A 24,402-nucleotide genomic window follows, 5' to 3' on the forward strand; every position below is an offset into this window, starting at 1 on the left:
CTCCTGTCACAGCTCAATTTGATACTGTTTGGTATCGCGCGGGTTTTTCTTCAGATCGCACACCATCGCGGTATCCACCGGCGCTTGATCGGTGAAGGTTTGCAGAATTTTCATCTGATGGTTTTCCACTTCGGCGATATGCACATCCAGCGAACAGTGATGCGTCGCAGGATCCACGCTCAGCTTGCCGCTCGGCGAGGTCAGCGTGACGCCGGACTCCAGTGCCTCGATCACCTTCATGCGATCGATATCGCCCGCTTTGCGCACCCCTTCCGCCCAGATCAACATGCCCTGATAAGCGCCCATCGCCAGGTCGCTGATGTACGGCGTATTGGCGCCGTAGCGCGCATGGAATCGCTCAACGAAAGCTTTGTTTTCCGGTGAGGGGATTTCCTGCATATAGTTGGCGGCAACCAGAATGCCGTTGCTCTCTTCCGGCGACAGAATGATATGTTCGTTGCCGCCGCCAAACACCGTGGAGGCAATCGGGATCTTGCCGCTCATACCAGCCGCATGCCACTGGCGATAGAAGGAGATGTGCGCGCCACCGACCAGCGCTGACCACACCATGTCGGGTTTGGCGCTCTGGATTTTAGAGATCGCCGCACCAAAATCGGTAACATCCAGCGGGAAGAATTCAACCGTTACCACTTCACCGCCATTATCGTGCACCGACTTTTTCACCCACGCCGAGACGATTTGGCCGTAGTTATAATCCGCCGCCAGCACGTAGACTTTTTTGCCCCACTTCTTCACCGCATAAGGCACCAGCTTTTCCACGGTTTGTGCCGGCGTAGAACCGGATGAGAAGTAATTGCGATCGCACACGCCGCCTTCATATTGCGCCGGATAAAAATAGAGTGAACGGAAACGATCCAATACCGGACGAATAACCTCACGCGAGGCCGAGGTAATACCGCCATGCACCACCGCCACTTTATCTTTCAGCGCCGCCTGCTGCGCATATTGCGCATAAAGCTGCATATTGGATTGCGCATCGTAATTAATCACTTGCAACGGTCGACCTAATAAACCACCCGCCGCGTTGATCTCTTCTGCCGCCAGATTAATGGCGTTCGACATCGGCTTACCGTAAATATCGAGCCCGCCGGATAAGTCGAGAATACTGGCGATTTTGATGGCATCTTTGCTGTCGGCGGCGAAAGAGAATTGAGGCGCAACGCCTGCAGCCAAGCCTAATGCCGAAACGGCTGAACCCTGGATAAATGAACGACGACTAATAGCCATAGCAACCTCTTGAAAAGAGAAGGATCAAACAGGAGTGTTTCCGGGAGGCCGGAGAGAATAAAAGCGATCTACAGACGGCGCTGTCTGCATTGAAAAGAGGGTTGCCACATCGTTGGGGCGTTGTTTTTAATAAAGCAAGAAGTGGGCCAAATTAATTAGACTCTGCACATTCACATAGCGGCGCGATTCATTGCGCGATAAATCGCGCCGCTACGACAACGTGCGCACTGTTAAATGGCAATGGGCACCAATTAGGTGCGAGGTCGCCCTTCATGGCGACCTCAATAACACTTAATTAAAAAACTTAATATCCGTCGGCGTGGCAATCTTCGCCACTTCACCCGCGGCTTTCAGCACACCGCTCTGTTCATCGAAATGGAACAGGGTGATGTTATTGGTAAACACGTTCGCCACATAAAGGTATTTGCCGCTGGCATCAAAGGCGAAAGCGCGCGGTTCAATGCCATCCGCTTTATAGCGCACCGGCGATCCCAGTGAACCATCCTGCTCAATGCGGAACACCACTAAGCTGTTATCCGATCCACGATTAGCGGCTATCACAAATTTGCCGTTCGGGCTGAGGATAATGCCGCCGCCGCTGCGATACTCGGCGCTGCTGTTTTCCGTATTCAGTTTGACGCTAGATTGCTGCTGCAGACGATCGTCCTTAACCGCAAACACCACCACTTCACCGGCCATTTCGGTTATGACATAGGCGTGTTTACCATCTGGTGAAAACACCATGTGGCGCGGGCCAGAACCGGCCGGGAAGGCGACATCGCGCGAGGTATCCGCTTGCAGCGGCTGAGCATTGCCGGCGTGATAGGCATAAGCGTGCAGTTTATCGCCGCCGAGATCTGCAGCGTAAAGGTATTTGCCATAATGAGTGAAGGTGGTGGAGTGCGCATGCCCGCTATCCTGACGATCTTTCACTGCCCCGCTGCCGCTGGCGAACGGGAAATTCTGTACCTGCTCGCCGAGCGAACCGTCGTGATGAATCGGGAATACCGCCACGCTGGCACCGCCTTTAGCCACCGAGTAGTTGGCGACAAACAGGAATTTCCCGTCCGGGCTAATGGTGGCATGCGTCGGCTGCTGGCCGTGGCTATCCACCGCGTTAATCACGCGCACTTCGCCGCCGTGATCAATCGCCAGCGCAGTGACGGCACCGGCGTTTTCTTCGTTAGTGGTATAGGCAAAACGTCCATCGTGCGATTTCACAATCCACGATGGGCTTTTCATTTTGATGAAATCGAGCGGCGTCAGCGTGCCGTCGCTATTGACCTTCAAACGGTATAAACCTTCGCTGGGATGACCTGGATTTTGCACTAACGGCGCATCCGGGATGCTGGTCCATGTGCCCACTAAAGCCGTTTGGTTGTGATGTTCCGCTGCAGTTGCCATTGCACTTCCCGCTAATGTGAAAACAGCTAGCGATAATGCCACGCTTAAACGTGACGCCATACCGCCAGACACCGTTTTATTGTGATTTTTCATTGTGGTACCCACCATAATCGGAATGTTCTTTATAAAAATCGTTCGCAGAGTTGGATTTTTTATTGTGATTGCGGCCAATGCTGCAGGCCGCATAACGACTATAGTGGGATTGCTTTGATTCGCGGCGAACAGGCGTGATCGTGTTCACATTATCGTGGATTTATCCGCCGGCAGAGCACGATTACCTCCAAACGTGGCAGCCGGAATAGCACAAATGCGTAATTCTTATTATTACTGCGTTTTCCTGCATGCTTTAATACAGCCCTATTAACATGCCAGGGATGCTGACGTTGCTATGCTGCAGTTTTCAAATGGTTTTCTGCTGAGTTTGTCGTTATGCCTTGATATTGGTCTCGCCAATATCGCCATGATCACGCTGGCGATGCAGCGCGGCTATTTTCACGGTTTTTGGTTGGGGATTGGCACCTGCATTGGTGACTTAGTCTATGCGGTGCTGGCGCTGGCGGGCATGGCGATAGTGCTGCAGTTCACCGCCGTGCGCTGGATATTGTGGATTGGCGGCGGTGTGATGCTGCTGTGGTTTGCCGGGAAAATGCTGTATGCGGCGTTGCAAAAGCAGGCTGCACTGCCGGAAACCGAACAACAGCCCTATCGATCGCTGCTGCGCGAGTTCAGTCGTGGCGTGATGCTGGCGATGTCATCGCCGACCGCGATTTTGTGGTTTGCCAGCGTCGGCGGTGCGTTGATTTCCCGCATGGGACACGGCAGCGCGGCGGCAACCTCATCGTTTCTTGGCGGCTTCTTTATTGCGGGCGTAGTGTGGACCTGCGTGCTGTGCCTGGTAGGGAGCATGGGCGGCAAGCTGCTGGGGCAGCGTTTGTTGAAGTATTCCTATCTTGCTTCGGCGTTGATTTTTGTTTATTTCGCCATCTATGTGATTTGGTCGGGTTACCGGGAATTTATTCTGGTTTGATAGAAGGTCGCCATTCAATGGCGACCGCAACCAACATCACAACCCGGCAATCCGCTTCAAATCGGCTTCCGCGCCTGGCGCAACCGCCAATACCTGTGCGCCTTTCAACAATCGTTCACCTTCGGTATTGAACGGGTGATACCAGCCGCCCGCTTCCTTCACCAGGCAATAACCGGCCAGGCAATCCCACGCATGCATGTACGGTTCGTAATAACCGACCACGCGCCCAGCCGCGACCCACGCCAGCATCAATGCGCCGGACCCAATGCGGATAAAATTCCCCCCTGCCGCCAGCAGCGAGGCGAGGATTTTCCCTACTTCATCCGGGCTGACGTGGCTGTTGGCACCAAAACCGGTGACGTGGTTTTGCAGCGTGCGCGACGCATCCACCTGCAAGCGCTTGCCGTTGAGCGTGGCACCCTGACCCATCGCCGCCACGTAACACTCCTGATAAGTGGGCGCGAAAATCACGCCAATCACCGGCACGCCGTCATGCAGCACCGCCACGGACACGCACCAGTTCGGCATGCCGTTAAGGAACGGGCTGGTGCCGTCGATCGGATCGACCACCCACGTATAACCCGATGAACCTTCCTGCAATCCGTACTCTTCGCCGAGGAAACCGTCGTCGGCAAACTGCGCGCGAATTTGCTGGTCGAGCATCTGCTCCACTTCGCGGTCAGCGCGCGACACCACATCCTGCAAATCGTATTTGGTCTCCACCACCAAAGTTTCACGCTGATGGAAATACTCCAGCGCCTTCGCGCCGCCGGCGCGTGCCACCTTCTCCGCCAGAATCAGGCGCGATAACAGCGGGTCATTGTCTAATTCACTCATCATCCATCCTTACATTAACCGGCAATCAGGGCCAAACCCTGAGGTTTAAAATCAATCGCGACGTTCGAGGCCAGCGGCAACTGCTGCTCCATCTCGGCATCGACAATAAACAGTGAACCCAATTCGGTGGCGACTTCATATTCGATATGGTCGCCGAGCCACGTGCTGTGCGTCACTTCGCCGCGCAGTGCACCTGCGCCTTCTCCGCGCAGGGTGATGAATTGCGGTCGCACCGACAGCTGTGCTGCGCCGGTTTTCAGGCCGTTGCCGCGCACGCGATAGCGCTGGCTGCCGAGTCGCACCAGCGCTTCGCTGCCATCAAGCTGCTCCACTTCGCACGGCAGGATATTGGCCTCGCCCATAAAGTCGGCGATAAACACCGAGTTCGGCGCGTGATAAAGACTTTCCGGCGCGCCCTGCTGGGCAATATCCCCCTCTTTCATGACAATAATCTTATCGGAGACCGCCAGCGCCTCTTCCTGATCGTGCGTGACGTACACCGCGGTGAAGCCGAGTCGCTGTTGAAGATCGCGGATATCGGTGCGCACCCGGCGACGCAAACGCTCATCGAGATTCGAGAGCGGTTCATCCAGCAGCAGCACCTGCGGCTCCAGCACCAGCGCGCGCGCCACGGCAATGCGCTGTTGCTGCCCGCCGGAGAGCTCAGATGGCAATCGCTGGCCCTGATGTTCGAGGCCCACCAGCTTCAACCCTTCGCGCGCGCGGTCCTGCGCTTCACGCTTATTCATGCCCGACGACTGCAAGCCATACATGATGTTGTCGAGCGCGCTCATGTGCGGGAACAGCGCGTAAGACTGAAACACCATCGCCACGTCGCGCTCATTGGCGGGCAAGTTGGTGACATCTTTGCCGCCAATCAAAATGCGCCCGGCGCTGGGATGCTCGAGCCCGGCCAGCAGGCGCAGCGTGGTGGTTTTGCCGCAGCCGGACGGACCCAGCAGCGTTACCAGCGTGCCGGGCTCCACCGTCAGCGAGAGATCGGGAATGGCATCAAATCCGGCAAAGCGTTTCGAGACGTGTTCAAACACCACAGATCCAGCGGTTACGCGTGTCATACGGCTCTCTCCTGCGTTAATGAGGTTGTTGCGGACGGCACCGCAATATCGACCGGACGGGCCACGCGGCGCAGACGCCGTTCGCCCACCAGCCACTGGAATATGCCGATGATCAGCAGCATCACCACAATCAAGACGGTTGAATAAGCAATCGCCACACCGTATTCGCCGTTTTCCACCAGCCCAACGATGTACGAGGTTGCCATGTTGTATTGCGCGCTCACGAGGAAGATCACCGCACTGATTGAGGTAATGGCACGCACGAAGGCGTAGACCAGCGCGGCGCTGATGGCGGGTTTAAGCAGCGGCAGTACCACTTTGCGCAGCGTGCGGAAGCTGTTAGCCCCGAGCGTTAATGACGCTTCATCCAGACTTTTATCCAGCTGGCTCATCGCCGCGATGCCGCCGCGCACGCCGACCGGCATGTTGCGGAACACAAAACAGGCTACCAGGATCATCGCGGTACCGGTGATCTCCAGCGGCGGCAGGTTATAGGCCATCACATAACTCACGCCGATCACCGTGCCGGGAATGGCGAAGCTCAGCATCAGCAGGAACTCGAAGGTCTGACGACCGGCAAACTTCTGCCGCACAATTAGCCATGCGGTGAGCAGGCCGACAATCGCCGTCAGCGGCGCGGCAATCAGCGCGATCTCTAGCGTGGTCCAGAACGAGTTCCACGCCACGCCGCTCCACAACAGATGCCCGTCGCTGAAGCTGACGCCGAAGGCGCGCACGTAATGCTCGATGGTCAGCGCATCATTCAATCCCCACGACTGCACAAAGCCGCCGACCACAATCATGCCGTAGATCACCAGCGTGAACAGGCCCCACGGAATCACCATGCCGTATACGCCAAAGCGCAGCACGCGCGGCAGCTGCACATGTTTGCCGCCGTCGCCTTTGCCGGTGACGGTGGCGAAGTTTTTACCGCCGAGCCACCAGCGCTGCAGCACAAAGGCCGTCAGCGTGAAGCACAGCAGAATCATCGCCAGCACCGCCGCACGACTTGGATCGTTCTGCGCGCCAACTACCGAGAAGAAGATCTCCGTGGAGAGCACGCCGTGACTGCCGCCCAGCACCATCGGATTACCGAAATCGGCCATGCTTTCGATAAAGCTAATCAGGAAAGCGTTGGCTAAACCCGGCGCCATCAGCGGCAGCGAAACGCGTGTGAAGGTGCGCCAGCGATTGGCACGCAGCGTCTGTGATGCCTCTTCCAGCGACGGACTAACACCTTCCACCACGCCAATCAGCACCAGAAACGCGATCGGCGTAAACGACAGCACCTGCGCAATCCAGATGCCGGTTAAGCCATATAACCAGCGGCCCGGCTCGATGCCAAACAGCGCCGCCAGATGTTCCGTCACCACACCGGAGCGACCAAACAGCAGGATCAGCGCCAGACCAATGACAAACGGTGGCGTGATGATCGGCAGAATGGTCAGCATGCGCAGCGCTTTCTTACACGGCAGCGGCGTGCGCGTGGCGGCTAAGGCAAACGCCAAACCGAGCAGCGTTGATCCGGCGGCAGTCATCAGCGCCAGCCACAACGTGCGCCATGCGGTGCCGCAGGTGCCGCCCGACAAACAGGACAAGCTCCAGATCGACGGATCCTGAATGTTGCTGATCAAGCCATCCGGTTTGAAGCTGCCGTCTACGTCCTGCACCGACACCACAAACATGCTCAGCACCGGATAGAGCACAAAGATGCTCACCAGCGCGGTGAGCAGCACCAGCGACGCCATCACAAAGGCGTCGCCTTTCATCACGCCGCGTTCAGCCAGCGCGAAGGAGAACAGCAGCAGGAAAGTGGTCAGCAACAGCAGCGCACCTGCGCCCATCGCCGGCTGGCCCGATGCGAGCGTGCCGAAGCGGTTTTCCAGCCACAGCCAGCTCCAGCCGCTGTAGCCAATTGCGTGACCTTCGATGATGAGGAACAGCACGCCAAGTGCGCTGAACAGCAGCAGCAAACGGCTGCGCGCCGCGCCCGGCAGGAGGCCGCAGCCAGCGCACAGCACAAACAGCGCGATGGCGATGATGAGCCACGGATGTTCGCCCACTTGCCACAACGCAGGCGCGTTGGCGCTATCGCTCCACAGGCTGGTTAACCAGCCGCGGCTGAAGAAACCGGCTTCCAGGCTGAACCACGGCAGCAGCAGTAACGCCACTGCGCCGATGAGCAGCGCGCCTGTCAGACGACGATTATTTGCATTCATCCAATCCCCCAAAACGTCATTGCGTGCACGTATGCGTAGCGGCGCGATTTCTCGCGCGTTTTTGCTTTTCAACATTCGAACCGCATGCACCGACGAACAACGCGCAATAAATTGCGCCGCTACGGTGTGCGCAAATTCTTACTGCGCGCTGGCACCGATCTCTTTATCCCAACGTCCCAGTAACGCTTTACGTTTGGCCGAATCGCCGTAGGTCTTGAAGTCGTAATCGATCAATTTGATGTTCTCAAAGCGCGGCGCGTACTCTGAAATCTCCGCGTTGCGGTTCGACGGCAGCTGGAAGGATTTGGCCTCTTTCATATGCGATTGCGCTTCGGCGCTCAGCGCCCAGTCGTACCAGACTTTGGCGTTAGCGAGATTGCGCGCTCCTTTAACAATCGACATTGAGCCAATCTCATAGCCGGTGCCTTCGCAGGGCGCCACGGTCTTAATTGGGAAACCGTCGACTTCCATCGCCACCGCATCATGCATAAACACAATGCCCACGGTGGTTTCGCCACGCGCCGCCGATTTCACCGGCGCCGAGCCGGATTTGGTGTACTGCGAAATATTGGCGTTGAGTTTTTTCAGGTAATCAAAGGCCTGATCTTCACCCATGATCTGCACCAGCGTCGCCAGCGTGTTGTACGCCGTGCCCGACGAGTTCGGGTTGGCGATCTGAATTTCTCCTTTGAAGCTTGGGTCCAGCAAATCGGCCCAGCATTTCGGCTCTTTCAGCTTTTTCGACGCCAGTAATTTGGTGTTGTAACCCCAACCGAGCGCGCCGGCGTAGATGCCCACCGTGCGGTAATGGGAGTTTTCCGCCTGCTTCTGCGCCCAATCCTGCTGCTGATCGAGCAGCGGCGATTTGTACGGCTGCGTCAGCCCCTCTTCCGCCGCCTGCATATGCGGATCGCCGGTGCCCGCCCACCAGATATCAGTGCGCGGATTGCGTGCTTCGCTGCGCAGGCGTGCATAAGCTTCGCCCGCCGAGAGGCGCACCATGCTGACTTTGATATCCGGATGTGCCTTGCTGAAGATGTTGGTCATGTGCTCGCACACCACCACATCGGCGGAGCAGACCATGTTCAGATTGCCCGCCGCCGAAGCGGCAAAAGGTATGGCAGTGCAACAGAGGGATAGCGCGATGGCCATTGAGGTGACTCGCATAGTGTTCTCCTGGATTGTAGGGTTGGTGCTTCATTGGCACCTTTTCTTGCACGTGTGTGCAAAGTAGTAATGAACAAGAAATGTCCTGTCAAACACCACGCTGCGCAATTGTTAGGCGATGTCACAAAAATGCAACAAATGAGATCTAAAGCGGTTTGCACAGCTTTGCAATCTGAGGCAGACTCAGTTTCAGCCAGATTGTGAAGAGGTGTTGAACATGCAGCATGAGAAAGCGGTGGTGAGCGCGCAGGATGTCGCTGAACGCGCGGGCGTATCGCGCTCAGCGGTGTCGCGCGCGTTTACGCCGGGCGCCAGCGTGTCACCGGCAACGCGAGAACGCGTGATGAAGGCGGCGGAAGAGTTGGGGTATCACGTCAATCATCTGGCACGCGGTCTGGTGCGTAATCGCAGCAGCATTGTCTGCCTGATCGTCTCGGAAATCGCCACGCCCTATCGCGCCAGTCTGGTACGCTGGCTGACGCAGTTTTTGCAGGAAGCGGGCAAAGTGGCGATGCTGATCAACACCGATCGCTCGGATAACAGCGTTTCGGCGGCATTGCAGCAGGCGATTAATTTCCGCGCCGATGCCTCAATCATTCTCTCCGGCATGCCGGATCGCACCATCACGCGCCAATGCTATAAACACGGCCAGCGCATCATTTTGATCAACCGCGATGAAGCGTTGCCGGGCTCGCTTAGCATCAATCTCGATGCCGAAAGCGCCGCGCAAACGGCGGTAATGGCGTTTCAGCGCGCCGGTTGTCAGCATCTGGCATTTGCCAATTCGCTGGCGGGCACGCCGAGCCTGAAAAAGCGCGAAGACGCCTTTGTGCTGGCGGCCGAACGGGCGGGATTAACCGTGACCATCGAACGTTTTGGTACCACCTCGTACGAGAGTGGGCAGATTCTGGCGCACCGCTTGCTAACGCGTCATCAGCGACCGGACGGCGTGTTTTGCGTCACCGATTTGGTGGCCTGCGGCTTTATGGATGAAGCGCGCCACCGCTTTGCGCTGCGCGTGCCGGAAGATCTCTGTTTGATCGGTTACGACAACATCGCGCAGGCCGGCTGGTCATCCTACAATCTCACCACGTTTTCCCAACCGGTTGAGCAGTTTGCACAGGATGCGGTGAAGTGGTTGATACAAACCGAGCAGGAGGAAACCGGCTTCACGCCGCAAGTTGAACAGCAGCACGACAGCCTGCTGTATCAGGCCGATGTAGTGTGGCGTGGTTCGGTGCGCGGCGGTTGACAAACCTTTTTTACCACGCCGCGTAACCAACGATGCGCCGCGTCATTTTCCAGTCTCGGATGCCACAGTTGTGACACTGTCATTTCTGGCGTGGCGAACGGCAGTTCAAACATCGCTAAGCGGGTGCTGTTTTTGATCAACGGATGATGCAGAAACAGCGAACGCGGCACCAAAGCGATGTGATCCGATTCCTGCGCCAGCGCCACCGCGCTGGAGAATGCCGCTACCACCGCCGCCACCTTGCGGGTTAATCCTGCCTGCTTTAGCGCATCGTGAATCGGCCCGCCAAGCTCACCGCGCCGTGACGCCACGATATGACCAAAAGCGGCGAACTGGGTGATATCCCGCTGCTGCGTGAGCGGATGCCCGGCGCGCACCACGCCAACGAAGCTATCGCGGAACAGCGCCTGCAGGCGAATCTCCGGGCCCATATTGCCCAGCACGCCAATCTCCAGATCGATGTTGCCTTCGCGCAAATCGCGCGCGCTTTTCTCCGGCTTGGGCACAAAACTGAGCCACGCGTGCGGCGCCTGGTGCGCCACGGCAGCGATGAGCGCGCTGCCAAAGGCTTCGACGAACCCTTCATTGGTGCGCAGGGTGAAGCAGCGGTCTAGCTGATGCAGATCCAGCGACTGCGCCGTTGGGCTTAACACCGCACGCGCCTCGCGTACCGTGTGATGCGTGCGCTCGCGGATCGCTTCGGCATAAGGTGTCAGCACCATGTTGCGTCCGGCGCGCACTAACAGCGCATCGCCGGTGGTGGCACGTAAGCGTCCCAGCGTGCGGCTCATCGCCGATTCGCTTAAGCCCAAGCGACGCGCAGCGCCAATCACGCTGCCTTCAATCAGCAGCGCATCCAAAGCAATTAACAGATTCAAATCGGCATCATTCATACGCTTTATCCTCGCCTATTGCGCACTTTGAGACAAGGCGTTTGGCGCAGGTTAATACTGCGAGTGCTGCGCGTTCCGCCTGCCCTAACCCGGCGCTACACTCTTCTTATCGCAAACACCAAGGAGAACAACATGAAGATATTACTGATTGGCGCATCGCGTGGCCTGGGTTTGGCACTGGCGGAAACCATGCTGCAGCGCGGTTATCAGGTGGTCGCCACCGGACGTGAAAACTCGACAGGAAATTTACAACAACTGGCCGATCGCTTCCCCGCACAGTTGACGGTGGAGAGCGTGGATATCAATGAACCGGAACAGGTCCAGGCGCTGCATACGCGGCTGGCGGATTGGCAGTTCGATATGCTGTTCGTCAACGCAGGGGTGAAAAATGATGACCGCGAAACCATCGCCGATGTTTCCACCGAAGAGTTCACCCGCGTGATGGTGACTAACGCGCTAAGCCCGTTGCGGGTGATTGAAACCTTTAAAGATCGCGTTACGCCCAGCGGCACTATTGCGGTGATGTCATCTGGCCAGGGCAGTTTGACCAACAACACCAACGGTAATTACGAGGTGTATCGCGGCAGCAAAGCGGCGCTAAATATGTTTATGCGCAGCTTCGCCGCACGTAGCGGCGGCGAGCGCACGTTATTGTTGATGGCACCCGGCTGGGTGCGCACCGATATGGGCGGCCCGGAAGCGCGCCTGACCATTGAGGAGAGCATTCCGAACTTGCTGAACACTATGGAAAGCTACGCTGGGCGACGCGGAATTCATTATCTGGATTATTTAGGGCGTGTGGTGCCGTGGTAAACGTGCAGGTCGCCATTTATGGCGACCTCATCAAAGCGGCTTACTCTTTATCAGCCCGCGCAGCCTCTCCCGCAGCCAGCGGCTGGCGGCATCTTCGCTGCGCGCGTTATGCCACAGCAGCGACACTTCATAATCCGGCATATTGACCGGTACTGGCGCGGCGCTCAGGTCATACAAATCGCACCAGGATGGCACCAAACCCTGCGGCACCGTAGCGAACAGCGGCAAACGCTTAAGCAGCATCGGCAACGCGGAGAAATTTGGCGTCATATAGCGCACGCGCCGCGCCACACCTTGTTGCTGCAGCTGCCGATCCAGCGCGCACAAATAGCGGATCGTCAAACATCTCGCGCAGCCGTTTTAACGCCGCGCTCACCGCCGGTTGTCCAAGATAGAGTCGATTTGCCGCTTGCGTGACGCTGCGCACCTCGTACATCACCAGCAACACCACCAGCAAATTCAGGTCGATGCGCGAGAAATCATTTTCGTTGATGCTTTGCATGATTCTAATCGATTTAAATAATGATCGAGCCGCCAGTATAGTGAGGCTTCTTCACTGCAACCAAAAACTTTAGGAGCCCCTGATGACGATTCGCGTCGGCGATTGCCTGATTACCAAAGTGAGCGAACAAACCGCCGCCTTCCCGCTGGGCGTGCTGTTTACGCCACATCGCGCGGAAATGAGTAACGAATTAGCTGAGCAGCCCGCCGAAATGTCGATTCATAGCTGGGTTGTGCGCACCGGCGAACACACCATCATTATCGATACCGCCACCGGCAACGGCCGCAGCCGCGACAACAAACCGCTGTTTCACCAGCTGAACACGCCGTATGCCGCAAACCTTGCGCATGCGGGCGTTGATCCAGCGGAAGTGACGCTGGTGTTGATGACGCACATTCATACCGATCACGTTGGCTGGAATACGCATCAACGTGATGGCGAATGGCAGCCGATGTTCCCGAATGCGCGCTATATCTGCTCGGCGCGGGAACTGGCGCACTGTCAACAGAATCCGGCGGCGCAGGAGCTCTATCGCGACAGCATTCTGCCGCTGATCGGAAGCGGCCAGCTTGAGACTATCAACGTGCAGGATTCACCTTTGTTTGCTGGCGTGCTGCGCTATCTCTCCACGCCCGGTCACAGCGTTGATCATGCCTCGATCGTGCTGGAAAGCGCCGGTGAATCGGCGATCTTTGCTGGCGACGTGATGCATAATGCCATCCAGTTTCAGTACCCGCACTGGAACTCACTGTTTTGCGAGAATAAAGCGCTGGCGGTCACTTCACGGCAACGGGTGGTGGACTGGTGCGCACAACATCAGGCAATCTGGTTCAGCACCCACTTTACTGGCAGCGCGTGCGGACGCGTCACGCGCGACGGGCAATGGATTCCGCTGGAGGTTTAACCTAATGCAATACGCTGATTATCTCACCGCTTCGATTAACGATTTACAGCAGGCGCTGACCCAGCAAACGGTGAGCGCGCGCCAGTTAGCCACCTTCGCGCTGCAGCGCATTGCCGAGGTGGATCAACCGCGCTACAACGCCATCACCTGGCTGTTTGCCGAACAAGCCTTAGCGGCAGCGGACGCCAGCGATGCGCGTCGTCAGCGCGGCGAGGCGGCAGGACCGCTGGAAGGGATTCCAGTGCTGATTAAAGACAATATCGAAGTGCAGGGCTGGCCGACCAGCGCCGGTTCGGTGCTGCTGCGTGAGGTTGTCGCCAGCGACGATGCGCCGCTGGTTAGCCGACTGAGAATGGCAGGCGCGATTCTGATCGGCAAAACCGCCATGCATGAGCTGGCGGCGGGCATTACCGGCGCGTCGTCGTTAAGCGGATTTACCCATAATGCGTGGGTTGAAGGCCGCTCGCCGGGCGGATCGAGCAGCGGTTCCGCCGTGGCGGTCGCAGCCGGTTACGTGCCGCTGGCGATCGGCAGCGATACCGCCGGATCGGTGCGCATTCCGGCAGCGTTTAACCATCTTTTTGGCCTGCGCATGACGCGCGGTGCAATCAGCACCGACGGCATTGTGCCGCTGTCGTCAACTCAGGATATTCCCGGCCCGCTGGCGCGGTCAGCGGCGGACTTACGTTTAGCGACTGAAATTCTCAGCGGACAACAGTTTGCGGAGAGCGATGAGCCGCTGCGCATCGGCATCTGGCTGGAAGGGTTTGCTGCCGATGAAGGCGAGATTAATCAGGCGGTGCGCGCGGCGCTGGTGGATTTCGCGCCGCGTGAGGTGAGTTATCCGCAGCTGGAGACGTTGGCCGCCGACGCTAATATCATCGGCTACGAATTTGCCGCTGCGCTGGCGGCGTATCTGGCGGATAAATCGCAGGCGCAGGTCCGCACGCTGGCGGAAGTGGTGGCGTCCGGGCGCTATCATCCTCAGCTGGAAACGGTGTTTACCACGCGGGCCCAGCATCCGGGCGTTGAGAGTGAAGGTTACCGGCAGGTGCAGCAGCGTCAGCGCGATCTGTATCAGCAGCTGGCAGACTTTTTTGCCGCGCAGCAGATCAATCTGCTGGCTTATCCGGTGGTGCGCCGTGCGCCGGTTAAGCACGGTGAGATGCAGGAAGGCAGCAACGCGCTGATTTCAGCGGTGACCGGCGCGCCGGCGATCAGCATTCCAGCGGGATTCAGCGCCGCAGGTTTGCCGATTGGGCTGGAGCTGCTGGCGCTGCGTGGGCGGGAAGATTTGTTGCTGAGCGCGGCGGATAGGTTTGTTTAGTAGTGCCCTCACCCTGGCCCTCTCCCGCAAGCGGGAGAGGGAATGACCAGGTGGAGCGAACGTCAGCTATTGAGCTGCACATTCGGTTCCCTTTCCCGCCCGCGGGAGAGGGAATGAGTAGGTGGAGCGAATGATCATCTACTAAGCCGCACATTCGGTTCCCTCTCCCGCCCGCGGGAGAGGGAATGAGTAGGTGGAGCGAATGATCATCTACTAAGCCGCACATTCGGTTCCCTCTCCCGCCTGCGGGAGAGGGTTAGGGTGAGGGAAAACGTGCTTTACCCGTGCAACGCCAATCCCTTAATCGCCTTATCCACCGCTTTCTTCGGACCGCGCAGCGCAATGCCGACCAGATTCAAATGATCAGCATTCTCCGCCATAAACACTTCGCGGTTCGCCGCGTCGTGGCCGGTGGAAAACATCGCTTCCACGTAAGGAATAATGGTTAACTCGCGCTCCAGTCCCTGACGGTGCGCACGCTGCAAACCGGCCAAATCCCCGGCAAACACCAGCATCGGTTGGCCCGCCATGTTGCCGTATTGTCGCGCTTTGGCATCAACATAGGGTTCGCCCATCATCTCGGGGGCGGCGGACGCCACGCCGGTAGCGAGGAACGCCACCACATTCAGGCGCTGCCAGGTGGCTAAATCATCACGTACGATCAGGGCGATTTTGGTATCAAACATCTGCAACAACTCTCCAATGACAACGAAAACCTCATCATCTAAGAGCAGGTGGGGAAGCGTATAGAACGTTTGTGCACTGACGTTGATAAGCGGCGGGCGTCATGCGATAGGCGCGCTGAAACCAGCGGCCCAAATGACTTTGATCGGCAAATCCTACCTGAGCCGCCACCTGCACCGGCTCAATGCCCTGCGCCAGCAACGCGCGCGCGCTGCGCAAACGCAAACGCACCAAATAGGCATGCGGCGATTGGCCGAACGCCTGTTTGAACTGGCGCGTCAGGCGAAATCGATCAATGCCGGAAAGGCGCGACAGCTCATCCAGACCAATATCCTGCGCCATAAAATCGTGCAGATAGTCGCGCAACAGCTGCATCTGACGCATCGCTTCGCTGTGCTGCAGGCTGGGTTTGGTATCCAGATGGCGTGACAGCAGGGTGAGCAAATGATCGAGGCTTTGATCGCGCGCCAACCGCCCTTCGCCCTGATGCACGGCAAACCAGGCTTGCTGAATGGCGCTGGCTAACAGCGCATCGTCAGTCAACGTGTGGCGGAAAGCGCCTTCGATATTCGACACATCACCCAAGCCGCGACGCTGCATCATCTCCGCCACCCAGCTCTGCGGCAGATAGAGCATCACGTAAGTGAAACCCTCGGCGTCCGGCGCATGGCCATCATGTACCGCACCCGGTTCAATCAGAATCGCCCGGCCCGGCGTGCTGGTGTGCAGTGAACGATGGCAGTTAAAACGTTGCAAACCTTGTTGCGTCACGCCCACCAGCAGTTCATCGTGATCGTGCGGATCGTAAGCGTGTCCGCGAAAGTGCGCGTTGACGCTTTCAATTCCGGTCTCATCATCACGACGAAAATCAACCCAATCATTATTGGCTGGCATAGGCAATCTCTGGCAAAGACATCAGGCATAGCCTAGCAGCCGAAACCACAGATAATCCAGGGGTAACAGCAACACCGCGCTAAGCAGAAAAATCAGTGCGCACAGCTGTAAACCGGCCTTCGCCGGAACGTTGCCGAGTCCCATCGCCACCACCACCGGCGATGCCTGATACGGCAGCAGCGGCGTAGCGTAGGCAAACACCTGCAACATGATCACGGTGAGCAGCGGAAAGCCAGACGCGTTCGCCAATTCTTGCGCCATCGGCGTCACCATCGCCGGTACGCCGTTGGCGGTGAGCACGAAATTCAGTAGCGACACCAGCGCATTGAGCACCGCGAAATTGCTGAAGGATGGGTGTTCGTGCAGCGGCAACACGTTAAGCATCGCGTTGGCGATCATCCGTCCCAAACCGGAATCTACCACCAATGTAGCGACGCCAAGGATCCCGGCAATGTAAATGCAGGTGCGGAAATTCACCCCGCTGGCAAAGTCCTCGCTGGAGATAAAACCTACGCGTGGCAGCAAACAGATACAGGCTGCGGCCAATCCCACCCACGCAGCCGGTAAGCCGTGCACGCTGTCGGTCATCCACAGCAGCAAGGTGATCGCCAGCAGGCCAATCAAGCGCCATTCGCTGCGGCTGAGCGCGGTTAAGCTGTCGCGCTGGTGAACCGCTTTAGGCTGCGCACGAAACAGAAAGAGCAGGCAAGCAATCAACAACAAGCCTTTAGCGATGCCCACCACCGGCAAATGTAGCAACCACCACGGCAACCATTGCAGATGTAGCTGATACGCGCTTTCCGCCGCGCCGCTCAGCACCAGATTCGGCACGTTGGCGGGCAAAATACTGGCGGAGAGCTGGAACGTGCCAAATCCCACCGCCAGCGCCAGGCCAATACTGCCTCGACTGCCCGCTTGGATTCCCGCACGTTCGCCCATCGCCAGCACCACCGGCATCAGCAGCGCGATGCGTCCCATATTTGAGGGCATAACAAACGCCAGCAGATAAGTCAGCAGCACGGTTCCCGTAATCATACGCGGCCAGCTTTGGCTGAGCGGCACCACCAGCCAGTTCGCCCAGCGCTGCGCCAGACCAACTTTGCGGATCGCCGCGCCCAGCACAAATCCGCTGAGCACCAGCCAAAACGCCGACGAGGCAAAACCGCTGAATATGCTGCTGGCAGGAGCCAACTTTAGCAACATCGCCGCCGTGAAAAACAGCAAAGCGGTAACGTATTCCGGCAAACGCGCGCTGGCCCATAGCAAAATGGTGATGCCCACCACCAGCGCGGTGAGCCAGAAGTTGAGATCGGTGGTCATTGATGAACTCCCTTTCTTTTCCAGGTCGCCATAAAGGGCGAAACTACGAGTGGGTACGTTATCCCGCCAGCTGCGTGAGCCAGTGGATTAGCGCAGCGCTGCCCGGCTGGCTGAGCGAGCGCTGCGGCCAGGCGAGGAAATAGGGTTTGCTGAGCGGCAAGCTAAGCGGATCGACAACCACCAGCTCGCCGCGCGCCAGTTGGTTGGCAATCAAACGCCGCTGACCGAGCAGCAAGCCCGCGCCTGCCACGGCGGCATCAATCGCCAGCGAGGTAAGATTGAAACTGAACGACGGCTGCGGCGGCGCATCGTCAATGCCTTTGGTCTGAAACCAGCTGCGCCAGTCAGGTAAGAAACGTCCTTCGTTGCCCCAGTCGAGCTGAATCAGCGGCGCATGCTGCAACACATCCATACCGGCAAAACGATGCAGTAGCGCCGGGCTCGCCACAGGCAACACCTCATCGAGAAACAGCAGCTGCTTATCCAGCTGCGGATAGCGATCTTCGCCGAAACAGATGACAAAATCGGCCGGCGTGGCGTTAAAATCTACCTGCGTATGGGTGCCGTGCAGCGATAAATCGATTTCCGGACAGTGCGCGCGCCACTGCGCGATGTTCGGCAGCAGCCATTTTGAGGCCAGCGCCGGCAGCGAATAAAGCGTTAATCGCGGTGCCGACGCCGCATGGCGCAGGTTTTGCTGGCCGAGGTGCAGAATGTCGAACGCCTCAGTGACATAACGCAGATACTCTTTGCCCATCTCCGTCAGCATCACGCCGCTTTGTGTGCGCACAAACAGCGTGCTGCCCAACTGCTCTTCCAGCTGGCGAATTTGCTGGCTCACGGCGGCGGGCGTTAACGCCAGCTGCGCAGCCGCTTTCGCCAGGCTGCCCAGTTCCGCCGCCACTTTGAAGGATTGAATGACGCTGATTTTGGGCAAACGCGGTGATGGCGCGGGCATTAAGGTTTCCTTAGCAAGGTGTTAAATTTTTATTGTTACGTATTAACATATCAGCGAGTTACAGTCTTTACACACCTGTAACACATGAGAAGTAAAACTATGTCTGCCTTGATTCGTTTCGATCTGCATCCGCTGGCCGATGCCGACTGGCGTCGCACCTGCCGTGAGCAACTTAATCAGCACGGCGCTTTAGTTTTGCGTCAGTTCCTACAGCCCGCTGCGCTGCAGGCCATCATTGCCGAAGGCGATGCGCAGCGCCATCTGGCGTATCACACCGCCAGCAAACACAACGTTTATCTGATGAAAAAAGATGAGGCTTTCAGCGCCGATCATCCGCGTAATCGCGATGTCATTAGCACCAAAGGCTGCATCACCGATGATGTGATTGCCGTCGATTCGCCGCTGCGCCAGCTCTACAACGATGAACTGTTCAAAAGCTTCCTGTGCGATGTGCTGGGTGAAGAGGCGCTCTATCCGTATGCCGATCCGCTTTCGTCGATCAATCTGCACTACGCGCCCGACGGCCAGGAACTTGGCTGGCACTTTGATAACTCGTCGTTCGCCATCACGCTGCTGGTGCAGAAACCGCGCGCCGGCGCCGTGTTCCAGTATGTGAAAGATCTGCGCGATGCCGATGCCGGTGAGATGAATTTCGACGGTGTGGCGGCGGTGCTGGATCAGCGCCAGCCGGTGGAAGCGCTGGCGATTGATGCCGGGGATTTGGTGCTGTTCCGTGGGCGCAATTCGCTGCATCGCGTTACGCCAACCGAAGGCGATATCACCCGCATGCTGGCGGTGCTGGCGTATAACACCGAGCCAGGCATTGCCCTGTCGGAAACCGCCCGCATGACGTTTTACGGACGCTTATAAATCGATCAACGCCCGCCAGCCACGCACAAAAATCTGCTGGGTGCGAAAAGCCACCAGCGCGCGCCAGTCAGCGTCGGCGGGCCAGAATCCTTCCACCAGCTCCTGCTTAATCGCCCGCCCGCTTTCACTGGCTGGATCGCCTTGCAGATGCAGCCAGTGATCGTCGCGCACGCGGCGATGCATCTCCTCGCCAGGATAGGTGCCGCACTCCACCACCAGCGGCAAAATCTGCATCTTCGGTAGCGACGTCAGCAGAAATTGCGACACATAGCCGGTAGCCGTCGCGGTCACGCCGGTTTCGCTGTCGCGCCCTGTTCCGGTGAATAGCAGCGTTAACCATTCTCCATAAATCTCCTTGCCCCAGTCATGTGCGGCAAAACGCTGCTCGGCAATCGACAGCAGCATCGGATGTCCCCATGCGCCCGCGCCGGTGTGCAGATCGAAGCTGATGATGGTTTTGGCCTGCGACAAGTGATCGGCGATGATGGTTTGCAGCGTGCGATACGACCAGCCTGGCTGCTGGCCGCCGTAAAAGAATCCGTCCGCCGCGCCATATTGCCCCGCTTCCACCACGCGTTTTATTGCCGGCCAACCGACGCTGTTGAGCGCGTCAGCTAACAGCTTATCGGCGCGGGCGCGATCGCCGTGGTAAATGCCATGCCACGCGGCGTAATCGGGATTGGCGGGTGTGGGCTGTGAAAAATCGATAAAGTGGCGATTGAGGTCGATGTTGTCTTCATTGACGCGGCGTAAATGCGCCGCGCCCCACGGATTGAGCAAATGCAGCATCACGATAGCGGTATCCGCGGGCAGCGCCGTGAGGTTGAAGGTATCCAGCCAGGCGATCTGGCAATCGGAGCCGTAATAGCCTTCTACGCCGTGCGTGCCGGAGATCACCAGCATCAGCCGTGATGCGTTGGCATCGCCGATTACCGCTACGTCAGTGAAAAGTTCCTCGCCCTGCGGGCCGGGTAACGGATGCGCGTAGGACGTTAATGCGCCGTTTTGCCGTTTGACGGCGGCGAGAAAGCGGGCGCGTTGAGTTGGGTAGTGCGGTAAGTTCGTCATGATTTTTGAGTGAGTGTGGGTGCGGTTGGTGGGCAAGGTCGTCATCAATGGCGACCTTGCGTGCAGATGAATTTTACGGATAGACCTTGAATTTGAAGTACTTCTTCGCCAGTTGATCGTAAGTGCCGTTGCTGTGCAGTTCGGCCAGCGCGCTGTTGATCAACTTCAGATTGGCCGCATCGTCTTTACGCAATCCAATGCCCACGCCATTGCCCAATACCTCTTTATCCACCAGCGTGGCGCTGATGACGTAGTCTTTGCCGGCTGGCGTGTTAAGAAAACCTTGTTCTGCCGAAACCGCATTGGCCAGGCTGGCGTCGAGCCGTCCCGCCACCAAGTCAGGATAGATCTCCATCTGATTAGGGTAAGAAACCACACTCACGCCCTTGGTTGCCCACTGCGCTTTGGCGTAGGTTTCCTGAATGGTGCCCTGCGCGACGCCGATTCTTTTGCCGCGCAGCGCATTAATGTCTCCCGTTAGCATAGCTTTCGCGGGTGTGAGCAACGCGCTCGGCGTGACGTAAAGCATGTCGCTGAAAGCGACCTGCTCGCGGCGTTTCTCCGTCATCGACATCGCCGAAAGAATCGCATCAAACTTTCTCGCCTGCAGCGCCGGAATGCTGCCATCAAAACCAATCTGCACCCATTGGCACGTCACTTTGGCCTGGGCGCAAATCGCGTTGCCGAGGTCGATATCAAAGCCCTGCAAAGAACCGTCGCTGGCTTTGGATTCAAACGGCGGGAACGTTGGATCAACGCCGAAGCGCAAGGTTTGCTGGGCAAATGAAGCGTGGCTAAACGCGCTCAGTGAAAGCAGTAAGGCAAAGGACAAACTTTTCTTCATTGTATCTCCGGCAGGTAGCTAAATTCACAACGTCATACAGAGTTAATAACATGGTGGACATGATCTCACTACAGAAATTACGGATTTAATGCAGAGGAAATACTTATTAAACAGAAGGGGTTAAGCGATTTTATCTTCGGCAGTAAGAGAATCTTAATGCCGAAGATGAACGTTATGCGGAAACAAACTTAGTTTGGATACACTTTATAACTTTGGTCACTGAAATAGTGTCACGCGCAAGCGTATTCATTCCATGTATCGCGGTAAATAATATTTCCTTCCGTGTACTTCCAGGTGATCGCCTCATAACGCAACTCTAATGTTTCAACATGAGTGTTGCTCTGACCATTTGGGGCAAGGTAAGGCGAAACCGTGGTGATTTTAACGTTATCCAAAATGATATTGAAATATTCGGACTCAATGCCTGATTCAAGAATCCGATACATCTTGATCGTAGCTTTTTTAAGTGTGCGCCCTTCACATACAGCGCGATAAAGAATTGGTGTTGTCTTGTCGAACTCTTTTACTATCACGATAGGTTGATGGACTCGCGTTGCGGTCAATTTTCCCCTATTTGGATCTACTGGGATGGTTATGCCGTGTGAAAATGATTTTAATTCGATAGAACCTAACCTCAGTGGGATTAAACAACTTCCAACAATAGGCGAGCCATTTTCATCTTCTAGCCATAAATGTGCGGGCGTCGACATACAATATCCTTATCTGTTAACAGTTTTTTAAACTTCATCATTTTATGTAACGAGCCACGATGACCAGCGCGAATATAAAGAAAACCGCAATAGGCCAAACTGGACTTCCTGGAAAAAAATGAGCCTGAAGTAATGCAAAGACAATGGTCAATATTGCCGGTCCGTATATCCATACTAACGATCTAACTAATGAACACATTGAGTCTTTTATAAATTTAATCATAGCTACCTAATCAACCGGGTAATGATATCTGCAATATTTTCTTCAGTTGCCCACTGAGCATCCAGGGCACTCGCGCGTTGCATTACGGGTTCAATTAGGAAATACATCATTTCCAGATTCTGTAAATAGAGCGCTGAATAATAGACGGGATATTGAGTTTGAAGGCGGTGCGCACTATCTGCTGCCCTCTGAACAATACCATACAAAGCTGCTGCTCCCACTACACCACCGGCTATTCGCCCTGTCAGCGCGCTGATCTCCATACTCAGGTTTAATCCCATGCGAACGGCGCTGGCTGCCGCCATAGCAAAACCTGCGTTAGTCAGTGAACTTGCAGCAATATGAACATTAACCGTCATAAGCTTTTTCTTTATGTATTCTAATTGCTGTGCAGTTTTATATTTTAGCAGTTCTTCAAAATATACTTTAAGCATCTCAAAGCCAATATCTCCATGACTGAGAAGTCGGTAAACCCCATCCCGAAAACGGACATCTTCATTTTTTTGCCGCAGGCATACATCGTTATATTCATCAGTGAAACAGGACGTGTAAAACAACGCTCGGGTAGCACCAGCACCGATTGATTTAACCTGTTCCGCTACCTGTTTCCGACGACATCAACGGCATTGTCAAGTTTCATTGCGAGAATTTTATTTGCTTGAAGATAACTGATGACTTCACTGTTGTTAAACATAACTTTTGCATCCTATATCCTTATAGTAACTGTGGTCTACGATACTGATTATCAAATTTTAGATCCACCTATTACGTTAGGTCATTTCTATATAACAAGTGCGCATGTCATTCTTTTGTCATAACTCGCTCACGCTGATGTCAGAGCCGATTGCATATCCTGATGGCCTACCTTCAAATCAGGAGTATTAAGATGAAATTGAACAAACTCACCCTTGCAGCGGGTATGCTGCTGGCTATCGCAGGCGGATGCGATTGACGTGCGCCTTTTGTCGCAGCGAATGCCTAAACAGGCGGTAGCGGAACTGCAGCCGCTGGTGGCGGCTTTCAATTAGATGCTGGGGCGCCTTGAACGGGGTTATCAACAGTTGAGCCAGGTTTATGTTGATAAGGCGCACGATTTGCGCACGCCGATCCGCAACTGCTGCAACGCGCGCTGGCGAATCTGATGGCAAACGCCTTGTGCTAGGGCGAACGAGATTCCACCGTGCGCATTTTCAATCGGGGCAGCGCTTTGATGGTGGAGAATCAGGGCCCGGCAATGAGCGCGGAACAGCAGGCTCACATCTTTGATCGCTTCTGGCGCGCCGATGCGTCACATCATCAGGGCAGCAGCGGCTTGGGATTGTCGATTGTGCGCAGCATTATGCATTTACATCAGGGAAGTTGTGAGATGCATAGCGAGCAGGGTGTGAACCGTTTTACGTTGCGGTTTCCGTATTGATCTTGCGCGATAAATCGCGCCGCTACAGAAACGTGCGTCCATCCGTAGCGGCGCAATTTATTGCGCGAAATATTTAAATAAAGGTAAAAATCTCGTCACGCGGCAAACGTGATTTCGGCAGCGCGGCGTTGAAATCCGCATCGCTGCGATAGCCCAGCGACACCAGCACCACGCTGGTAAAGCCTTTTTCACGCAGACCCAGCGCCTGATCCAGCGCACGCTGGTCAAAACCTTCCATCGGTGTGGCATCAATGTCCAACATCGCTGCGCCCAGCAACAATCCGCCCAACGCCAGATAAACCTGCTTTTCCATCCACTGCGGCACATCGCGTGATTCATAGCGATGCATATCGACATAGCTGCGACGCACCATGTCATTGTTCGCTTTGCTTTCCGGCTTGGCGTAACGGCCATCAGCATCTTCCTGATCGAGCACGTTCTGCAAATGCGCTTCATCCAGATCGGTGCGCATGCACAGCGCGATAACGTGCGAGGCATTGCGCACTTTCGGGCTGTTATAGGCAAAGGCGCCATCGGTGGATGCGGCGATTTGCTCGCGACCCGCTTCGGTGGACGCCACCACAAAATGCCAAGGCTGGGAGTTTACGGATGACGGGCTGTTGCGCAGCACGTTCAGCAGGGTTTCGATTTCATCCTGCGGCAGGCTTTTACCCTGTTCAAAGGCTTTCACAGTGTGACGACGAGCGACTGCATCATTGAGTGTCATGGCTTAATCCTTTTTCTT

At 56.4% G+C, this 24,402-nt stretch carries 22 protein-coding genes and 2 pseudogenes; 7 read left to right on the top strand and 17 right to left on the bottom strand.

The window, feature by feature from the left end; genetic code table 11:
- Window positions 1–6: 6 nt before the first annotated feature.
- Window positions 7–1,248, bottom strand: a complete 1,242-nt coding sequence (locus PO881_RS20480; RefSeq protein WP_110866760.1) for an ABC transporter substrate-binding protein — start codon at window positions 1,246–1,248, stop codon at window positions 7–9.
- A 291-nt stretch (window positions 1,249–1,539) separates the two neighbouring features.
- On the bottom strand, window positions 1,540–2,760 hold the full coding sequence (locus PO881_RS20485) for a lactonase family protein (RefSeq protein WP_280173208.1): 1,221 nt from the start codon (window positions 2,758–2,760) through the stop codon (window positions 1,540–1,542).
- A 280-nt stretch (window positions 2,761–3,040) separates the two neighbouring features.
- Here PO881_RS20485 and PO881_RS20490 point away from each other — a divergent pair, with 280 nt between their 5' ends.
- Complete coding sequence (locus PO881_RS20490; protein ID WP_192413203.1) at window positions 3,041–3,679, top strand: LysE family transporter; 639 nt, start codon at window positions 3,041–3,043, stop codon at window positions 3,677–3,679.
- A 36-nt stretch (window positions 3,680–3,715) separates the two neighbouring features.
- On the opposite strand, the gene PO881_RS20495 is transcribed toward PO881_RS20490, so the two are convergent.
- From PO881_RS20495 to PO881_RS20510, 4 genes are all read right to left on the bottom strand, one after another.
- Window positions 3,716–4,516 (bottom strand): inositol monophosphatase family protein, encoded by an 801-nt coding sequence (locus PO881_RS20495; protein WP_280173325.1) that lies wholly within the window; start codon window positions 4,514–4,516, stop codon window positions 3,716–3,718.
- Window positions 4,517–4,530: 14 nt separating this feature from the next.
- Window positions 4,531–5,592: an ABC transporter ATP-binding protein gene (locus PO881_RS20500; protein ID WP_061719127.1), complete on the bottom strand. Its 1,062-nt coding sequence runs from the start codon at window positions 5,590–5,592 to the stop codon at window positions 4,531–4,533.
- Window positions 5,589–7,811 carry an iron ABC transporter permease gene (locus tag PO881_RS20505; RefSeq protein ID WP_280173209.1) on the bottom strand — a complete coding sequence of 741 codons (2,223 nt, stop codon included), beginning with the start codon at window positions 7,809–7,811 and terminating at the stop codon, window positions 5,589–5,591. The genes PO881_RS20500 and PO881_RS20505 overlap by 4 nt, the downstream gene beginning before the upstream one ends.
- A gap of 138 nt (window positions 7,812–7,949) precedes the next feature.
- Window positions 7,950–8,978, bottom strand: a complete 1,029-nt coding sequence (locus PO881_RS20510; protein ID WP_101761718.1) for an ABC transporter substrate-binding protein — start codon at window positions 8,976–8,978, stop codon at window positions 7,950–7,952.
- Window positions 8,979–9,195: 217 nt separating this feature from the next.
- Here PO881_RS20510 and PO881_RS20515 point away from each other — a divergent pair, with 217 nt between their 5' ends.
- Window positions 9,196–10,230 (top strand): LacI family DNA-binding transcriptional regulator, encoded by a 1,035-nt coding sequence (locus PO881_RS20515; RefSeq protein WP_277975076.1) that lies wholly within the window; start codon window positions 9,196–9,198, stop codon window positions 10,228–10,230.
- Here the strand turns inward: PO881_RS20515 and PO881_RS20520 are convergent.
- Complete coding sequence (locus PO881_RS20520; protein ID WP_277975077.1) at window positions 10,188–11,123, bottom strand: LysR family transcriptional regulator; 936 nt, start codon at window positions 11,121–11,123, stop codon at window positions 10,188–10,190. The genes PO881_RS20515 and PO881_RS20520 overlap by 43 nt on opposite strands.
- Window positions 11,124–11,255: 132 nt before the next feature.
- Here PO881_RS20520 and PO881_RS20525 point away from each other — a divergent pair, with 132 nt between their 5' ends.
- On the top strand, window positions 11,256–11,936 hold the full coding sequence (locus tag PO881_RS20525; RefSeq protein ID WP_192234620.1) for an SDR family NAD(P)-dependent oxidoreductase: 681 nt from the start codon (window positions 11,256–11,258) through the stop codon (window positions 11,934–11,936).
- 30 nt (window positions 11,937–11,966) lie between these two features.
- Here PO881_RS20525 and PO881_RS20530 read toward each other — a convergent pair.
- Window positions 11,967–12,438 (bottom strand): annotated as a pseudogene (locus PO881_RS20530) (LysR family transcriptional regulator).
- Window positions 12,439–12,520: 82 nt separating this feature from the next.
- Between PO881_RS20530 and PO881_RS20535 the strand changes: the two are divergent.
- Window positions 12,521–13,342, top strand: a complete 822-nt coding sequence (locus PO881_RS20535) for an MBL fold metallo-hydrolase (protein WP_280173211.1) — start codon at window positions 12,521–12,523, stop codon at window positions 13,340–13,342.
- A 4-nt stretch (window positions 13,343–13,346) separates the two neighbouring features.
- On the top strand, window positions 13,347–14,669 hold the full coding sequence (locus PO881_RS20540; RefSeq protein WP_280173212.1) for an amidase: 1,323 nt from the start codon (window positions 13,347–13,349) through the stop codon (window positions 14,667–14,669).
- A 278-nt stretch (window positions 14,670–14,947) separates the two neighbouring features.
- On the opposite strand, the gene PO881_RS20545 is transcribed toward PO881_RS20540, so the two are convergent.
- The 4 genes from PO881_RS20545 to PO881_RS20560 are packed head-to-tail and all read right to left on the bottom strand — an operon-like array spanning window position 14,948 to window position 18,525.
- Complete coding sequence (locus PO881_RS20545) at window positions 14,948–15,355, bottom strand: DUF2000 family protein (protein ID WP_280173213.1); 408 nt, start codon at window positions 15,353–15,355, stop codon at window positions 14,948–14,950.
- 34 nt (window positions 15,356–15,389) lie between these two features.
- On the bottom strand, window positions 15,390–16,247 hold the full coding sequence (locus tag PO881_RS20550) for an AraC family transcriptional regulator (RefSeq protein WP_101761724.1): 858 nt from the start codon (window positions 16,245–16,247) through the stop codon (window positions 15,390–15,392).
- Window positions 16,248–16,268: 21 nt separating this feature from the next.
- On the bottom strand, window positions 16,269–17,567 hold the full coding sequence (locus PO881_RS20555; RefSeq protein ID WP_280173214.1) for an SLC13 family permease: 1,299 nt from the start codon (window positions 17,565–17,567) through the stop codon (window positions 16,269–16,271).
- Between the two features lie 58 nt (window positions 17,568–17,625).
- Complete coding sequence (locus PO881_RS20560) at window positions 17,626–18,525, bottom strand: LysR substrate-binding domain-containing protein (RefSeq protein WP_280173215.1); 900 nt, start codon at window positions 18,523–18,525, stop codon at window positions 17,626–17,628.
- Between the two features lie 99 nt (window positions 18,526–18,624).
- On the opposite strand from PO881_RS20560, the gene PO881_RS20565 reads away from it, so the two are divergent.
- Complete coding sequence (locus PO881_RS20565; protein WP_280173216.1) at window positions 18,625–19,395, top strand: 2OG-Fe(II) oxygenase; 771 nt, start codon at window positions 18,625–18,627, stop codon at window positions 19,393–19,395.
- On the opposite strand, the gene PO881_RS20570 is transcribed toward PO881_RS20565, so the two are convergent.
- The 4 genes and pseudogenes from PO881_RS20570 to PO881_RS20585 all read right to left on the bottom strand — a co-directional run bounded on the left by PO881_RS20570 (window position 19,390) and on the right by PO881_RS20585 (window position 22,934).
- On the bottom strand, window positions 19,390–20,463 hold the full coding sequence (locus PO881_RS20570) for a DUF2817 domain-containing protein (protein ID WP_280173326.1): 1,074 nt from the start codon (window positions 20,461–20,463) through the stop codon (window positions 19,390–19,392). The genes PO881_RS20565 and PO881_RS20570 overlap by 6 nt on opposite strands.
- Before the next feature lie 73 nt (window positions 20,464–20,536).
- Window positions 20,537–21,307 (bottom strand): transporter substrate-binding domain-containing protein, encoded by a 771-nt coding sequence (locus PO881_RS20575; RefSeq protein WP_137387253.1) that lies wholly within the window; start codon window positions 21,305–21,307, stop codon window positions 20,537–20,539.
- Between the two features lie 230 nt (window positions 21,308–21,537).
- The gene (gene tssD / locus PO881_RS20580) at window positions 21,538–22,017 is read right to left on the bottom strand and encodes a type VI secretion system tube protein TssD (RefSeq protein ID WP_061719111.1); all 480 of its coding nucleotides are present in this window, start codon (window positions 22,015–22,017) and stop codon (window positions 21,538–21,540) included.
- Between the two features lie 225 nt (window positions 22,018–22,242).
- Window positions 22,243–22,934, bottom strand: a pseudogene (locus PO881_RS20585) (hypothetical protein).
- A 516-nt stretch (window positions 22,935–23,450) separates the two neighbouring features.
- Between PO881_RS20585 and PO881_RS20590 the strand changes: the two are divergent.
- Window positions 23,451–23,657 (top strand): ATP-binding protein, encoded by a 207-nt coding sequence (locus PO881_RS20590; protein ID WP_280173217.1) that lies wholly within the window; start codon window positions 23,451–23,453, stop codon window positions 23,655–23,657.
- A 73-nt stretch (window positions 23,658–23,730) separates the two neighbouring features.
- On the opposite strand, the gene nfsB is transcribed toward PO881_RS20590, so the two are convergent.
- Complete coding sequence (gene nfsB / locus PO881_RS20595; protein WP_280173218.1) at window positions 23,731–24,384, bottom strand: oxygen-insensitive NAD(P)H nitroreductase; 654 nt, start codon at window positions 24,382–24,384, stop codon at window positions 23,731–23,733.
- Window positions 24,385–24,402: the final 18 nt, after the last annotated feature.

Origin of the sequence: Pantoea sp. SS70, assembly GCF_029866845.1 — a bacterium.
In the GTDB taxonomy this organism is placed as follows: Bacteria; Pseudomonadota; Gammaproteobacteria; order Enterobacterales; family Enterobacteriaceae; genus Pantoea; species Pantoea leporis.

Excerpts from the sequence above, each read along its gene's own strand:
- tssD (WP_061719111.1), bottom strand. The coding sequence starts at position 22,017 with ATGTCGACGCCCGCACATTTATGGCTAGAAGATGAAAATGGCTCGCCT.
- PO881_RS20550 (WP_101761724.1), bottom strand. The coding sequence starts at position 16,247 with ATGCCAGCCAATAATGATTGGGTTGATTTTCGTCGTGATGATGAGACC.
- PO881_RS20485 (WP_280173208.1), bottom strand. The coding sequence starts at position 2,760 with ATGGTGGGTACCACAATGAAAAATCACAATAAAACGGTGTCTGGCGGT.
- PO881_RS20535 (WP_280173211.1), top strand. The coding sequence starts at position 12,521 with ATGACGATTCGCGTCGGCGATTGCCTGATTACCAAAGTGAGCGAACAA.
- PO881_RS20545 (WP_280173213.1), bottom strand. The coding sequence starts at position 15,355 with ATGTTTGATACCAAAATCGCCCTGATCGTACGTGATGATTTAGCCACC.
- PO881_RS20560 (WP_280173215.1), bottom strand. The coding sequence starts at position 18,525 with ATGCCCGCGCCATCACCGCGTTTGCCCAAAATCAGCGTCATTCAATCC.
- PO881_RS20590 (WP_280173217.1), top strand. The coding sequence starts at position 23,451 with ATGGTGGAGAATCAGGGCCCGGCAATGAGCGCGGAACAGCAGGCTCAC.
- PO881_RS20565 (WP_280173216.1), top strand. The coding sequence starts at position 18,625 with ATGTCTGCCTTGATTCGTTTCGATCTGCATCCGCTGGCCGATGCCGAC.
- PO881_RS20500 (WP_061719127.1), bottom strand. The coding sequence starts at position 5,592 with ATGACACGCGTAACCGCTGGATCTGTGGTGTTTGAACACGTCTCGAAA.
- PO881_RS20570 (WP_280173326.1), bottom strand. The coding sequence starts at position 20,463 with ATGACGAACTTACCGCACTACCCAACTCAACGCGCCCGCTTTCTCGCC.
- PO881_RS20540 (WP_280173212.1), top strand. The coding sequence starts at position 13,347 with ATGCAATACGCTGATTATCTCACCGCTTCGATTAACGATTTACAGCAG.
- PO881_RS20555 (WP_280173214.1), bottom strand. The coding sequence starts at position 17,567 with ATGACCACCGATCTCAACTTCTGGCTCACCGCGCTGGTGGTGGGCATC.
- PO881_RS20575 (WP_137387253.1), bottom strand. The coding sequence starts at position 21,307 with ATGAAGAAAAGTTTGTCCTTTGCCTTACTGCTTTCACTGAGCGCGTTT.
- PO881_RS20520 (WP_277975077.1), bottom strand. The coding sequence starts at position 11,123 with ATGAATGATGCCGATTTGAATCTGTTAATTGCTTTGGATGCGCTGCTG.
- PO881_RS20495 (WP_280173325.1), bottom strand. The coding sequence starts at position 4,516 with ATGAGTGAATTAGACAATGACCCGCTGTTATCGCGCCTGATTCTGGCG.
- PO881_RS20515 (WP_277975076.1), top strand. The coding sequence starts at position 9,196 with ATGCAGCATGAGAAAGCGGTGGTGAGCGCGCAGGATGTCGCTGAACGC.
- PO881_RS20505 (WP_280173209.1), bottom strand. The coding sequence starts at position 7,811 with ATGAATGCAAATAATCGTCGTCTGACAGGCGCGCTGCTCATCGGCGCA.
- PO881_RS20525 (WP_192234620.1), top strand. The coding sequence starts at position 11,256 with ATGAAGATATTACTGATTGGCGCATCGCGTGGCCTGGGTTTGGCACTG.
- PO881_RS20510 (WP_101761718.1), bottom strand. The coding sequence starts at position 8,978 with ATGCGAGTCACCTCAATGGCCATCGCGCTATCCCTCTGTTGCACTGCC.
- PO881_RS20480 (WP_110866760.1), bottom strand. The coding sequence starts at position 1,248 with ATGGCTATTAGTCGTCGTTCATTTATCCAGGGTTCAGCCGTTTCGGCA.
- nfsB (WP_280173218.1), bottom strand. The coding sequence starts at position 24,384 with ATGACACTCAATGATGCAGTCGCTCGTCGTCACACTGTGAAAGCCTTT.
- PO881_RS20490 (WP_192413203.1), top strand. The coding sequence starts at position 3,041 with ATGCTGCAGTTTTCAAATGGTTTTCTGCTGAGTTTGTCGTTATGCCTT.